A 13,971-nucleotide genomic window follows, 5' to 3' on the forward strand; every position below is an offset into this window, starting at 1 on the left:
GGCCTTCAGTCCTCCACGATCTCGCCGGTCGCCATGTCGACTCCCGGGGCGGGTGCATCGGCGGCGAGGGCCGTCCGGATGGATTCTGCCGTAGCGAGACCGATGCCAGGTACCTCGGCGATCTGCTCGGGCGTGGCGGCGCGGATCTTCTTGACCGACCCGAACGTGGACATGAGGGCGCGACGGCGGGACGGGCCCAGCCCGGGGATGTCGTCGAGGGCGCTGCCGGTCATGGCCTTGGCACGCCGCTGGCGGTGGTGGGCGATGGCGAAGCGATGGGCCTCGTCGCGCACGCGCTGCAGGAGGTACAGACCCTCGCTGGTGCGCGGCAGGATGACGGGGTCCTCCTCGTCGGGCACCCAGACCTCCTCGAGGCGCTTGGCCAGGCCGCACAGGCCGACGTCGGCGATCCCGAGCTCGCGCATGGCGGTCTGCGCCGCGGCGACCTGCGGCGGGCCACCGTCGACCACGACGAGCGCCGGCGCATAGGCGAACTTCTTGGGCGCACCGGTCTCGGGGTCGATGCCGGCCTCGTCGGCTCCTTCGGCCCGCGCCTTGAGGAGGCGCTGGAACCGACGGGTGATGACCTCGTGCATGGCTGCGACGTCGCTCTGGCCCTCGTGACGAATGGTGAAGCGCCGGTACTCACTCTTGCGGGGCAGCCCGTCCTCGAAGACCACCATGGAGGCCACGATCTCGGTGCCCTGCAGGTTGGAGATGTCGTAGCACTCGATGCGCAGCGGTGCGGTGGGCAGCTCGAGCGCGTCCTGGATCTCCTCGAGCGCCTTGCTGCGGGCGGTGAGGTCGCCGGCACGCTTGAGCTTGTGGCGAGCCATGGACTGCTGCGCGTTCTGCACGACCGTCTCCATGAGTCGCTTCTTGTCGCCGCGCTCCGGCACGCGCACCCGGACCTTGCTGCCGCGCAGCTCGGCGAGCAGCTCGGTGACGGCCTCGACGTCGCTCGGCAGCGCCGGCACCAGCACCTCGCGCGGCACGGCGTCGGAGGCAGCGTCGCCGTAGAGGGTGACGAGGGCGCGCTGCACGAGCTCGGGGAAGTCGGCGTCGTCGGCCTTGTCGGCCACCCAGCCGCGCTGACCACGGATGCGGCCGCCCCGGACGTTGAAGATCTGGACGGCCACCTCGAGCGGGTCGTCGACGAAGCCCAGGACGTCGGCGTCGGTGTCGGAGCCGAGGACGACGGTCTGCTTCTCGAGCACCCGGTTGAGCGCTCCGAGGTCGTCACGCAGCTTGGCCGCGAGCTCGTACTCCTGGGCGTCGGAGGCCTCCTTCATGCGCTGCTGGATACGGCGCGTGAAGTTGCCGGTCTGGCCCCCCATGAAGGCCATGAAGTCGTTCACGATGGCCCGGTGCTCCTCGGCCGTCACCCGGCCGACGCACGGGGCCGCGCACTTGCCGATGTCGCCCAGGAGGCACGGGCGACCGATCCCTTGGGCCCGGCGGAACGTCCCTGCGCTGCACGAGCGCATGGGGAAGACACGGAGCAGCGTGTCGACGGTGTCGCGGATGGCCCACGCGTGGCCGTACGGACCGAAGTACCGGACCCCCTTGCGCTGGGCGCCGCGCATCACGAGAACCCGGGGGAACTCCTCGCCGACCGTGACGGCCAGCCAGGGATAGCTCTTGTCGTCGCGGTACTTGACGTTGAACCGCGGGTCGAACTCCTTGATCCAGGTGTACTCGAGCGCGAGCGCCTCGACCTCGGTGCCCACGACCGTCCAGTCGACGCTGGCGGCGGTGAGCACCATCTGCTGCGTCCGCTGGTGGAGGTTGGCGACGTCCTGGAAGTACGAGCTGAGCCGGGGGCGCAGCGACTTGGCCTTGCCGACGTAGATGACCCGGCCCGAGGCGTCGCGGAAGCGGTACACGCCGGGCTCGGCCGGAATCTCCCCCGGCTTGGGTCGGTAGGTGGACGGATCGGCCATGGCTCGACCCTGCCCTACTTCAGGAGCGGCGCGAGGAACTGGCCGGTGTGGCTGTGCTTCATCTTCGCGACGTCCTCCGGGGTGCCCTGCGCGATGAGCTGGCCGCCGCCGCTGCCGCCCTCGGGGCCCATGTCGATGACCCAGTCGGCCGTCTTGATGACGTCGAGGTTGTGCTCGATGACGATGACGGAGTTGCCGGTGTCGACGATGCGCTGCAGGACGCCGAGCAGCTTGCGGATGTCCTCGAAGTGCAGACCGGTGGTGGGCTCGTCGAGCACGTACACCGTGCGGCCCGTGGACCGCTTCTGCAGCTCGGAGGAGAGCTTGACGCGCTGCGACTCGCCTCCGGACAGCGTGGTGGCCGGCTGGCCCAGACGCACGTAGCCCAGACCCACCTCCACGAGGGTCTTGAGGTGCCGCGCGATCACCGGGATGGCCTCGAAGAACTCGACGGCCTCCTCGATGGGCATGTCGAGGACGTCGGAGATGGACTTGCCCTTGTAGTGGACCTCGAGCGTCTCGCGGTTGTACCGCGCGCCGTGGCAGACCTCGCACGGGACGTAGACGTCGGGCAGGAAGTTCATCTCGATCTTGATGGTGCCGTCGCCGGAGCAGGCCTCGCAGCGTCCGCCCTTGACGTTGAACGAGAACCGGCCCTGCTGGTAGCCGCGCATCTTGGCCTCGGGCGTCTGCGCGAACAGCTTGCGGACGTGGTCGAAGACGCCGGTGTACGTGGCCGGGTTGGAGCGCGGCGTCCGTCCGATGGGCGACTGGTCGACGTGGATGACCTTGTCGACCTGGTCGAGGCCCTCGATGGTGCGGTGACGGCCCGGGATGGTGCGGGCGCCGTAGATGTGCCGCGCGAGCTGGGTGTACAGGATGTCGTTGACGAGCGTGGACTTGCCCGAGCCGGAGACGCCCGTGACCGCGACGAACTGCCCCAGCGGGAACTCGACGTCGACGTCCTTGAGGTTGTGCTCACGGGCCCCGAGGACCGTCAGGGAGCGCTCCGGGTCGCGCGGGCGACGCACCTCCGGGACCGGGATCGCCTGGCGCCCCGAGAGGTACTGGCCGGTGAGCGAGTCCTTGCTCGCGAGGAGCTCGTCGACCGAGCCGGACACGATGACGTTGCCGCCGTGCTCGCCGGCGCCGGGGCCGATGTCGACCACCCAGTCGCTCGCGCGGATGGTGTCCTCGTCGTGCTCGACGACGATGAGCGTGTTGCCGAGGTCGCGCAGTCGCACGAGCGTCTCGATGAGGCGGTGGTTGTCGCGCTGGTGCAGACCGATGGACGGCTCGTCGAGGACGTAGAGGACGCCCACCAGGCCGGCGCCGATCTGCGTGGCGAGGCGGATGCGCTGGGCCTCGCCGCCGGAGAGCGAGCCCGCGGCGCGGTCGAGGCTGAGGTAGTCGAGACCCACGTCGAGGAGGAACCGAAGCCGCTCGTGGATCTCCTTGAGCACCCGCTCGCCGATCTGGCGCTCGCGGTCGCTGAGCTCGAGGTCGGCCAGGTACTCGGCTGCCTCGCGGATGGAGAGGTTGCTGACCTCGGCGATGTTCTTGGGGCCGAGCGTGGGGTGGTTGATGAGGACCGCACGGATGACCGGCTTGAGCCGGCTGCCGCCGCACTCGCCGCACGGCACCTCGCGCATGAAGCCCTCGAGCCGCTCGCGGTTGGTGTCGGACTCGGTCTCGGCGTGGCGCCGCTCGAGGAACGCGATGGCACCCTCGAACGCCGTGTAGTACGAACGCGTGCGGCCGTAGCGGTTCTTGTAGCTGACGTGGACCTTGTCGGGCTGCCCGTGCATGAGGATGCGCTGGACGTCGTCGCTCAGCTCGCCGTACGGCGTGTCGATGTCGAAGCCGAGGTCGTGGGCGAGTGCCTCCATGATGCGCAGGAAGTACTCGGAGACCTGGTTGTAGCTCCAGGCCTGGATGGCGCCCTCGGCGAGCGACTTGGAGGGGTCGGGGACCACGAGCTCGGGGTCGACCTCCATGCGGGTGCCGAGGCCGTGGCACTCGGGGCACGCGCCGAACGGGGCGTTGAAGGAGAAGGACCGCGGCTCGAGCTCGTCGATGGCGAGCGGGTGGTCGTTGGGGCAGGCCAGCTTCTCGGAGAAGCGGCGCGTGCGGTGCTCGTCGTCGTCGGGCAGGTCGACGAAGTCGGCGATGACGAGACCGTCGGCCAGGCCGAGGGCCGTCTCGACCGACTCGGTGAGGCGCTGGTGCATGGAGGCCTTGACCTGCAGGCGGTCGACGACGACGTCGATGGTGTGCTTCTTCTGCTTGGCCAGCTTGGGCGGCTCGTCGGCGAGCAGGTGCACCTCGCCGTCGACGATGGTGCGGCTGTAGCCGTCCTGCTGGAGCTGGCGGAAGAGCTCGGTGTACTCACCCTTGCGTCCGCGGATCATGGGGGCCAGCACCTGGAAGCGGGTGCCCTCGGGCATCTCGAGGAGGCGGTCGACGATCTGCTGCGGCGTCTGGCGCGCGATGGGCTCGTGGCAGACCGGGCAGTGCGGTCGGCCCGCGCGGGCGAAGAAGAGGCGGAGGTAGTCGTACACCTCCGTGATGGTGCCCACGGTGGACCGCGGGTTGCGTGAGGTGGACTTCTGGTCGATGGAGACCGCCGGCGAGAGCCCCTCGATGAAGTCGACGTCGGGCTTGTCCATCTGGCCCAGGAACTGGCGCGCGTACGCGGACAGCGACTCGACGTAGCGTCGCTGTCCCTCGGCGAAGATGGTGTCGAAGGCGAGCGACGACTTCCCCGAGCCCGAGAGCCCGGTGAAGGTGATGAGGGCATCACGCGGCAGGTCGAGCGAGACGTCCTTGAGGTTGTGCTCGCGCGCGCCGCGGACGACGATCCGGTCGATCAACGAAGTTCCCTTGCAACAGTGATGGGCATACCTCTTCGAGCGTAGTGGCGAGCACCGACATAAACACGTCGAGCAGGTGTGACGAAGGAATCTGCATCCGTCCGGGTCGACGAAGGAATCGACATTCATGTCCCCCAGGCCATCCGAAGGTCGATTCCTTCGTCCCCTAGGCTCGCCGCATGACGTACACCGGAGAGGTCGAGGTCGGCGGTCCGGCCGACACGCAGGACGCCACGGACCTGGTCATCACGAAGGTCGCGGTGGGCGAGATGAGCAACAACGCCTACCTGCTGCGCTGCGCGCTCACGGGTGAGCAGGCGCTCATCGACGCCGCCGCGGAGCCCGAGACGCTGCTCGCCCTCATCGGCGACGCCGGCCTGTCCACGGTCATCACCACGCACCAGCACGGCGACCACTGGGGCGCACTCGAGGAGGTGGTGAAGGCCACCGGCGCCACCACCGTGGCCGGCGAGCTCGACGCCGACGCCATCCCCGTTCCGACCGCCAACCGCGTCGGCCCCGGCGCCCGCGTGCGCGTGGGCTCCTGTGAGCTCGAGGTCATCCACCTCGTCGGTCACACCCCCGGATCCATCGCGCTGGCCTACGACGACCCCGACGGCATCGTGCACCTGTTCACGGGCGACTCGCTCTTCCCGGGCGGCGTGGGCAACACGTTCGGCGACGCCGAGGCCTTCGCCACCCTCGTCGACGAGGTCGAGACCAAGCTGTTCGACCGTTTCCCCGACGACACGCACTTCTACCCCGGCCACGGCAACGACAGCACCCTCGGCGCCGAGCGCCCCCACCTCGCGGAGTGGCGCGAGCGCGGCTGGTAGAGCCGGCCCACCTCCACGGTCGGCGCGTGAACCGGGTCGTCCTGGGTACTTCCGACGCATGGCAGAGGACAAGCGCAGGACCGACGACGAGTGGACCGGGAGCATGAAGCGGCCGTGGATGAACCCGCCGCGGCGGCACTCCATGGGCGCGGGCCGGGGCACCTGGAAGTTCGGGATGCTCGTGATCGTCCTTGCGATCGTCGTGGTGCTCGTGGTGCTGGGACTCGTCCGGGCCGACGTCCTGCCGCGGGCCTTCGCCTACGCCGTGCTGCCGGTGGCGATCATCGCCGCGGCGACTTCTCGCGTCATCACGATCTGGAAGGCCAGCGAGGGCGAGACCAGCGCCCGCGACCCCCAGGAGTAGCCCCGACGGGTCAGCCGCCCCGAGCCGACTTCGGCTCGAGGCGGCCACGTCGTCGACCCGCCCCCCGTGCGTGGTGCCACCGCTTCGGCGACCTTCGTCGATCGTACGTCGAACTTACGCACAAGTTGTGCACAACGCTGGGCAAAACGTCCGGCGGAACATTGGGGAGAATGTCCACGCACCCAACCCCTACCCTGGGTCCGTGAACTCGCCTGACTCCTCGGCCCTGTCCCGGCTCGTCCCCATGACGGCACGCGATCCCCACGAGCCCGGCCGTGCCGCCAGTCCGCTGGAGCTCTTCTTCGACCTCGTCTTCGTGGTCGCCGTGAGCGTGGCCGCCTACGAGCTGCACCACGCCCTCACCGAGGGTCACGTGCTCGACGGCGTCCTGTCGTTCTTCCTCGTCTTCTTCGCCATCTGGTGGGCGTGGATGAACTTCACCTGGTTCGCGACGTCCTTCGACACCGACGACTGGCTCTACCGGGTCACCACCTTCGTGCAGATGGGCGGTGTCCTGGTGCTCACGGCCGGGATCCACGACGCCTTCGAGGACCACGACTTCACCACCACCGTCGTCGGCTACGTGATCATGCGTCTCGCGATGATCTCGCAGTGGCTGCGGGCCTCGCGCGGGTCGGCGGAGCACCGTCGGACGGCACGGGCGTACGCCGGGGGCATCGCCGCGGTCCAGGTCCTCTGGGTCGCCTTCCTCGCGATCCCGGACGGCGTCCGGGTGCCGGTCTTCCTGCTGCTCGCGCTGGCCGAGATCGCCGTGCCGGTGGTGGCAGAGCGCCGCGGCCTCACGCCGTGGCACCGCCACCACGTCACCGAGCGCTACGGACTGTTCACGCTGATCCTGCTCGGCGAGAGCCTGCTCGCCTCCACGAACGCGCTCATCGAGGCGCGCGACGGCGAGGCCGACCTGCTGCCGCTGGTCTCCATCGCCGTCCTGACCTTCGTGGCCACGGCGGCCCTCTGGTGGATCTACTTCTGGCCCACTCACCAGCTGATCATCACCGACCTGCGGAGCTCGCTGCGCTACGGCTACTCGCACCTCTTCGTGTTCGCCGCGGCGGGCGCGCTCTCCGCCGGGATCGAGGTGGAGATCGACGCCCTCTCCGACCACAGCGAGCTGAGCGACCTCGCAGCGTCCTACACCGTCACCGTCCCGATCGCGATCTTCATGCTCGGCACCTGGTGGATCGCGATGCGCGCACAGGCCGACCGCTGGGTGAACACCGTCGTGCCGCTCGGCGCCGTCCTGGTCCTCCTGGACCCGGTCATCCCGGTGCCGTTCACGTTCACGACGCTGATCCTCGTGGCGGTCGTCGTGGTGCTCGTGCTCCACCCACCGCGGGTGTCGGCCTCACACGCTGACGGGTAGCGACTCCCAGCCCCGCAGCACGCGGTTGGGCCGCCTGTGCGCCCCGGAGGTGACCTGCAGGTCGGGGAAACGCGCGTAGAGCTCCTCGAGGGCCACCCGACCCTCGAGCTTCGCCAGGTTGGCACCGATGCAGTAGTGCGCGCCGTGCGACAGGGAGAGGTGCTCGCCGGCGTTGGCGCGGGTGACGTCGAAGACGTGCGGGTCCTCGAAGACCTCCGGGTCCCGGTTGGCCCCACCGAGGATCAGCAGGATGCCGTGGCCGGGCTCGTACCGACGGCCGGCGACCTCGGTGGAGCGCGTGGCGACCCGCAGCGTCAGCTGGACCGGCGGCTCGAACCGCAGAGCCTCCTCCACCACCCCGGCCCAGCCGTGCTGCGCCGCCGCGTACCGCTGCTCCGGGAACTCGTCGAGGAGGTGCACCGCGTTGGCGATGAGGTTGACCGTCGTCTCGAAGCCCGCGCCCAGCAGCAGGAGCGCCGTGGCCCGGAGCTCGAGGTCGTCGAGTGCCTCGTCGCCCTCCAGCTGGACGAGCCGACCCAGGAGGCTGTCGTTGGGCTCGCGGCGCAGGTGCTCCACGTGGTCGCCGATCCAGTCGTGCAGGTGCGCCACGTCCTTGACCGCACGGCGGTACTGACGCCACGTGAGGTCGGGGTCCAGGAGCAGCGCGGCGCTGTCTCCCCAGTCCAGGATCCGTCGGCGGTCGTCCACGCTCACGCCGAGCATGTCGGCGATGACGGCGACGGGGAGCAGACCGGCATACCGCTCGACCAGGTCGAACTCCTTCAGGCCCTCGGCCTCGAGGTCGTCGAGGAGCCCGGTCGCGATCTCGCGGACCTGGTCCTCCTGCTGGGCCACCGACCGCGCGGCGAACGCGCGGGTGACCAAGCGGCGGTACCGGGTGTGCAGCTCGCCGTCGACCGCGAGCATGGAGGGCGCATCGACGGGGCCGAGGTGGCGCTGGGCCGTCAGCCCGTAGTAGGCGTCGCTCAGGAGTCCCTGGCGCGGCTTGGAGTCGCCCCCGACGCCGAAGTCCGGAGACTTGAAGATCTCGCGGGCCAGCGCATGGTCGACGGTGGCGGTGATGACCTCGCCCACCGCGATGCGCCCCTGCTCCCGCAGCGCCTCGTAGCCGGGATAGGGGTCGGCGCGAAGCACCGGATCGGTCGTGAGCAGAGCGATCTGGTCGCCGCGCCGGCCGGCGATGCCGAACATGAGCCGCGCCAGCCCGAAGTTGATGGACCACGCGAGCCGCGAGGCGCCGGGGAGCCGGGACCACTGGCCGGCCCGGCCCTCCCAGTGCGGCACGGCGGGTGCTGCGCCAGCCGGGGTGGACGCGACCGCGGAGTGGTCGACGGGGCATCGTGCGGCATCCTCAGGCGACATCGACGGACCTCCTGTCGTCGTGCCGCGCGAGCACGGCGATGAGACCTACGTTCTGGTCCTGCAGCCTACGCCGGGCCTCAGCCAGCCCGACGTCGTCGAGTGCCGGGTCCAGCTGGCCCTCGCGCTGGCGCCGCCAGCGGTGGCTCAGGGCGGACAGGAGGCCTTCCTGGTCGCCGAACACGTCGTACCAGTCCTCGTGCCAGGGCAGCCGTCCATCGCGTCGCTGCTCGATCATCGCCAGGGCTTCCCGGAGGGCCTGCTGGCGTCGGTTGGTCTCGGTCCAGGTCATGGCCGGCTCCTTCGGCTCGGTGCGGATTCGGGTGCTGATGACGACGCTAGGTGTCGGCACGTGTCGTGGGCATCGGCCCGGGGACCGCATTCGAGGTCCTACCCTGGTCGGAGGCCGGCTCCTTCGGCGGTCCGACGACACGAGGCGACCACCGGCTCTAGGCTGCCGATGTGCCTGCCCTGCCGTCCGTCCTGCTCGCCGTCCAGGCGCGTTTCGACGAGAAGTCCCAGCGCAAGGGCCTCGCGTACCCCTGGTGGGGTGGCTTCGTGTCCAAGACGGCTCAGGTCGGGATCGCGCTGGCCGCCGTCGGTCAGCGCGACGCACTGACTCCGCCGTCGGTGCTGGTCCTCGCGGTCGCCCTGGTGGCGCTCCCCCACGTCGTCCAGGCGAGCACCGAGCGCTGGGTGCCGTGGTGGGCGACGTCGCTGAGCGTCGGCAGCGGGGTCGCCTGGATCATGGCGGTGGACTATGACGGACGGGTCGACCTGGCGCCGGCCGTCCTCGCGGTGCTCGTGGCGGAGGTGGTCGCCACCGACGGGCTTCGACGCGGCACGGTCGTGGCGGCGGTGTCCGTCACGGCGACGCTCGCGCTCGACGTCCTGGCCGGCTCGTCGCAGGCCGGCGAGATCGTGCTCGGCCTCTTCATGGGGGCCATGCTGCGCTGGCAGATGCGCGCCCTCCTCGCCGAGCGGGCGGCGCGGCGGGGAGAGCGCGAGCGGGCCGCCCTGGCCGAGCGGCAGCGGATTGCACGCGAGATCCACGACCTCGTCGCCCACTCCATGAGCGTGACGCTGCTCCAGGTCACCGGCGCCCGGCGCGCGTTGCTCGACGACGACACCGCCGAGGCGTCCGCCGCGCTCGCGGACGCCGAACGAGTGGGTCGTGAGGCCATGTCGGACATCCGGCGCACCGTCGGCCTCCTGGCCGACGGAGCCGCGCCCACCCACGCGCTCCCGACCGCCGCCGACATCCCCACGCTCCTCGCCACCGTGCGCGCCGCCGGCCTCACGATCCGCTCGACCGTCTCAGGCGACCTCGACACCGTCCCGGTCGGCGTCGGCCTCGGTGTCTACCGCGTCGTCCAGGAGGCGCTGACCAATGTCGTCAAGCACGCTCCGGGTGCCTCGGCGACGTTCATGATCTCGGCCACGAGCTCCGACGTGACCGTCCTGGTCACCAACCCGAACCCGCGTCCGGCGGCCGACGACGGACTCGGACACGGCATCACCGGCATGCGCGAGCGGACCGAGCAGATGGAGGGATCCCTCGAGGCCCACCAGGTCGACGACGACTGGGTCGTGGCGCTCTCGGTGCCGCTCGGCGCGTCGAGGGAGCCGGCCTGGAGGCGCCGACTGATGTGCGGACTCCACGGGAGCCGCTCATGACGGACGCACCCGACCTGCTGCGCGTCCTCCTCGTCGACGACCAGGAGCTCGTCCGCTCGGGCCTGTCCCGCATCCTGCGCCGGCGCGACGGCTTCGAGGTCGTGGGCGAGTGCTCGGACGGCGACGAGGTCGCGGCAGCACTCTCCCGCCTCGCCGTCGACGTCGTGGTCATGGACCTGCGGATGAAGCGCGTGGACGGCATCACCGCGACCCGTGACCTTCGCTCCGACCCGGCCGCTCCCCCGGTCATCGTGCTCACGACCTTCGACGACGACGAGATGCTGTCCGGTGCCCTGCGCGCCGGCGCGGCGGGCTTCGTCCTCAAGGACACGCCCGCCGAGGACCTCATCCGCGCGGTGCGGGCCGTCGCCACCGGGCAGGCCTGGCTCGACCCCGCGGTCACGGCTCGCGTGCTCACCGCCTACCGGACCTCCCCCACCGCGCGCTCCACCATGGTGTTCGACGACCTCACGTCGCGCGAGCTCGAGGTGCTGACCCTGATGGCGCGCGGCCTGAGCAACCCCGAGATCGCCTCACAGCTCTTCATCTCAGAGCTGACGGTCAAGAGCCACGTCGGCCGGATCTTCAGCAAGCTCGACCTCCGCGACCGCCCGGCCGCCATCGTGCTGGCCCACGAGCACGGCCTGGTCTGACCCGTCAGAACGTGACGGGGAGCTCGTCCACGCCGTAGACGAACGAGAGCTGGCGGAAGCTCAGCTCGGACTCGTGCACACCCAGCGCGAGGTCGGGGAACCTCTGGAGCAGGGCCGGGAACACCGCGCGCAGCTCGATGCGGGCCAGCTCGGCGCCGATGCAGCGATGGATCCCGTGGCCGAAGGCGAGGTGGCCGTTCTTCGGCACCCGGAACGGGTCGAAGCTCTCCGGATCCTCGCCGACGGCGCTGGGATCGCGGTTGGCCCCGCTGATGGAGGCGAGGAGCACGTCGCCCTTCTTGATCTGCTGGCCGAAGAGCTCCATGTCCTGCTGGGCGAACCGTGGGAACGCCACCTGCACGACCGAGAGGTAGCGCAGCAGCTCCTCCACGGCGCGCTCGACGTCGGGGCGCGAGCCGTGACGCATGAGGTCTGCGTGGGCCGGATCGCGCAGCAGCACGATGGTGCCGAGGGCGATCATCCCGGCCGTGGTCTCGAAGCCTCCGGTGAAGACGCCGTCGGCGAGTCCGGCCAGGTCGACGTCGGAGATGGTGTCGCCCTCGTCGCGGATGATCTGGCCGATGAGGCCCGGTCCGGGCTCCTTGCGCTGCCGGGCCACGGCCTCGAACAGGAACTCTCGCTGGGCCGACACGGCACCGAAGGCAGCGGCTCCTCCGCCGGTGGCGTCGAAGCGAGCGCTCCCGAGGGCGGCGAAGGCCTCACGGTCCTCGTAGTCGAGCCCGAGGAGCTCGCAGATGGTCTGGAACGGGACCGGGAAGGCCAGGTGCTTGGCGAGGTCCGACGGCGAGCCGGCGTCCTCGAACTCGTCGAGCGCGTTCTTGACGATGCGGTCGATCATGGGCTCGAGGCGAGAGAGCCGTCGCATCGTGAACTCGGGGTTGACGATCTTGCGGAGCCGCGTGTGCAGCGGCGGGTCGGTGAACCCGAGGCCGCCGATGTCGTCGGACGTGGCCGGACCGTCGCCGTGGAACAGGTGCCGGATGTCGTTGGAGTAGCTGCCGCGATCGGTGAGGATCGTACGCGTCTCGTCGTACCCGGACACGAGGTAGGCGTTGAAGGAGAACGGCAGCTGGAGCTTGTGCAGGGCTCCCTCGCCCCGGATCTCGGCCAGCCGGGGCACGGGGTCCGTGCCGATGCGCTGCAGCGGGACCTTGGTGGGCTCGGGGATGATGCTGATCCGCGACAGGTCGATGCCCTGCTTCTGGATGCGCCGCACAGCGAGACGTCCGACCCATCGACTGAGTCGTCCACGCAGGTCCAGCACTCCCCGAAAATACCATTGAGCACACCTGGGGCGATTGCGGACTCGCGGCAGTTAGGCCAGGGTGACAGGAATCGCGACGACCTCGCGATCCATCACCGAGGGGGAACCATGAGTGCTACCACCGCGGAACCGCAGTCCACCGGACCCGCCGGGCCCACCGGGCTCAAGAAGGTCATGGGGCCCAAGCTCCTCCTTCTCTTCATCGTCGGAGACATCCTGGGCGCCGGCGTCTACGCCGTCACAGGCCAGATGGCGGGGCAGGTGGGCGGCATCGTCTGGCTGCCGTTCCTGCTGGCCTTCATCGTCGCGACCATCACCGCCCTCTCGTACCTCGAGCTGGTGACCAAGTACCCAGAAGCGGCCGGAGCAGCGCTCTACACGCACAAGGCCTTCGGACTGCACTTCGTGACCTTCATCGTGGCGTTCGCCGTCGTGTGCTCAGGCATCACGAGCGCGTCCACGGCGTCGGCCACGCTGTCCGGGTTCCTCACCGACGGACTCAAGATCAACGGCTGGATCGACGGCGACGTCAGCGACGGCACCATCACTGCCATCGCCATGGGCTTCATGATCCTGCTCGCCCTCATCAACCTGCGGGGCGCCGGCGAGAGCGTGAAGTTCAACGTGGTCCTGACGCTCGTGGAGATCACGGCGCTCGCCATCGTCATCGGCGTCGGCTTCTACGTGCTGGCCCAGGGCAAGGGCGACCTGAGCCAGGTGACCGTCTTCAACGACGCCAACGACAAGGGTCTCTTCCTGGCTGTCACCGCAGCCACGTCCATCGCGTTCTTCGCCATGGTGGGCTTCGAGGACGCCGTCAACATGGTGGAGGAGGTCGAGGAGCCCCGGAAGATCTTCCCGCGGGTCATGCTCACCGGCCTCGGCATCGCGGTCATCCTCTACATGCTCGTGGCCGTCTCGGTCGTGAGCGTGCTGACGTCCGACCAGATCGCGGAGATCAACGCCAACGGCGACCGCGCCCTGCTGTCCGTGGTGTCGGTCGGTGCCCCTGACTTCCCGATCGACAAGGTCTTCCCGTTCCTTGCGGTCTTCGCGGTGGCCAACACCGCCCTGATCAACATGCTGATGGCGAGCCGGCTCATCTACGGCATGGCCAACCAGAACGTGCTCCCCCGCCAGCTGGGAGCTGTCCTGCCGGGGCGTCGCACCCCGTGGGCCGGCATCGTCTTCACGACGCTCCTGGCGCTCGGCCTGATCTTCTACGTGCGTCAGGACCCCGAGAGCGACATCGTCGTGAACCTGGCGAGCGTCACGTCGCTGCTTCTGCTGGCCGTCTTCGCCGTGGTGAACGTGGCCTGCATCGTCCTGCGCGGGAAGCGGCACGACAAGGTGAAGACCTTCTTCACCTCGCCCGGTCCACTGCCGTACCTCGGGGCGTTCCTCTGCCTCTTCCTGGTCGGACCCTGGGTCGACCGTGACGCGCTCATCTACGAGATCGCCGGTGTGCTCATGCTCATCGGTGTGGGGCTGTGGGCTCTCACCTACGTGGTCAACCGGCTCACCGGCACCGGAGACAGCAAGTTCGACAACATCGACCAGCTCGGCGAGTAGCACC

General features: G+C 69.7%; 11 protein-coding genes. 6 read left to right on the plus strand and 5 right to left on the minus strand.

The features are described 5' to 3' along the window. Nucleotides 1-5 precede the first annotated feature (5 nt). A complete protein-coding gene (gene uvrC / locus ASD11_RS07465; protein ID WP_056285309.1) occupies nucleotides 6-1,943 on the minus strand; it encodes an excinuclease ABC subunit UvrC in 1,938 nt (645 codons plus the stop codon). A gap of 14 nt (nucleotides 1,944-1,957) precedes the next feature. Further along, entirely contained in the window at nucleotides 1,958-4,816 is a 2,859-nt protein-coding gene (gene uvrA / locus ASD11_RS07470; protein WP_056285312.1) for an excinuclease ABC subunit UvrA, read from the minus strand. A gap of 179 nt (nucleotides 4,817-4,995) precedes the next feature. Between uvrA and ASD11_RS07475 the strand changes: the two genes are divergently transcribed. The 3 genes from ASD11_RS07475 to ASD11_RS07485 all read left to right on the plus strand — a co-directional run bounded on the left by ASD11_RS07475 (nucleotide 4,996) and on the right by ASD11_RS07485 (nucleotide 7,400). Beyond that, the gene (locus tag ASD11_RS07475; RefSeq protein ID WP_056285314.1) at nucleotides 4,996-5,652 is read left to right on the plus strand and encodes an MBL fold metallo-hydrolase; all 657 of its coding nucleotides are present in this window, start codon (nucleotides 4,996-4,998) and stop codon (nucleotides 5,650-5,652) included. A gap of 58 nt (nucleotides 5,653-5,710) precedes the next feature. Continuing rightward, nucleotides 5,711-6,016, plus strand: a complete 306-nt coding sequence (locus ASD11_RS07480) for a hypothetical protein (protein WP_056285317.1) — start codon at nucleotides 5,711-5,713, stop codon at nucleotides 6,014-6,016. A 202-nt stretch (nucleotides 6,017-6,218) separates the two neighbouring features. Further along, nucleotides 6,219-7,400: a low temperature requirement protein A gene (locus ASD11_RS07485; protein WP_200940098.1), complete on the plus strand. Its 1,182-nt coding sequence runs from the start codon at nucleotides 6,219-6,221 to the stop codon at nucleotides 7,398-7,400. Here the strand turns inward: ASD11_RS07485 and ASD11_RS07490 are convergent. Both ASD11_RS07490 and ASD11_RS07495 read right to left on the minus strand, forming a co-directional pair. Further along, the gene (locus tag ASD11_RS07490; RefSeq protein ID WP_056285321.1) at nucleotides 7,383-8,783 is read right to left on the minus strand and encodes a cytochrome P450; all 1,401 of its coding nucleotides are present in this window, start codon (nucleotides 8,781-8,783) and stop codon (nucleotides 7,383-7,385) included. The genes ASD11_RS07485 and ASD11_RS07490 overlap by 18 nt on opposite strands. Continuing rightward, entirely contained in the window at nucleotides 8,773-9,072 is a 300-nt protein-coding gene (locus tag ASD11_RS07495; RefSeq protein WP_056285324.1) for a hypothetical protein, read from the minus strand. Before ASD11_RS07495 ends, ASD11_RS07490 begins: the two co-directional genes overlap by 11 nt. A 170-nt stretch (nucleotides 9,073-9,242) precedes the next feature. Here ASD11_RS07495 and ASD11_RS07500 point away from each other — a divergent pair, with 170 nt between their 5' ends. After that, nucleotides 9,243-10,457, plus strand: a complete 1,215-nt coding sequence (locus tag ASD11_RS07500) for a sensor histidine kinase (protein WP_056285327.1) — start codon at nucleotides 9,243-9,245, stop codon at nucleotides 10,455-10,457. Continuing rightward, nucleotides 10,454-11,110, plus strand: a complete 657-nt coding sequence (locus ASD11_RS07505; RefSeq protein ID WP_056285330.1) for a response regulator transcription factor — start codon at nucleotides 10,454-10,456, stop codon at nucleotides 11,108-11,110. Before ASD11_RS07500 ends, ASD11_RS07505 begins: the two co-directional genes overlap by 4 nt. Before the next feature lie 4 nt (nucleotides 11,111-11,114). Here ASD11_RS07505 and ASD11_RS07510 read toward each other — a convergent pair whose 3' ends face one another. Further along, nucleotides 11,115-12,395 carry a cytochrome P450 gene (locus ASD11_RS07510; protein WP_082554221.1) on the minus strand — a complete coding sequence of 427 codons (1,281 nt, stop codon included), beginning with the start codon at nucleotides 12,393-12,395 and terminating at the stop codon, nucleotides 11,115-11,117. A gap of 108 nt (nucleotides 12,396-12,503) precedes the next feature. Between ASD11_RS07510 and ASD11_RS07515 the strand changes: the two genes are divergently transcribed. Beyond that, the gene (locus ASD11_RS07515; RefSeq protein WP_056285334.1) at nucleotides 12,504-13,967 is read left to right on the plus strand and encodes an APC family permease; all 1,464 of its coding nucleotides are present in this window, start codon (nucleotides 12,504-12,506) and stop codon (nucleotides 13,965-13,967) included. Nucleotides 13,968-13,971: the final 4 nt, after the last annotated feature.

It is taken from the genome of Aeromicrobium sp. Root495, assembly GCF_001426755.1.
Lineage (GTDB): Bacteria > Actinomycetota > Actinomycetes > Propionibacteriales > Nocardioidaceae > Aeromicrobium.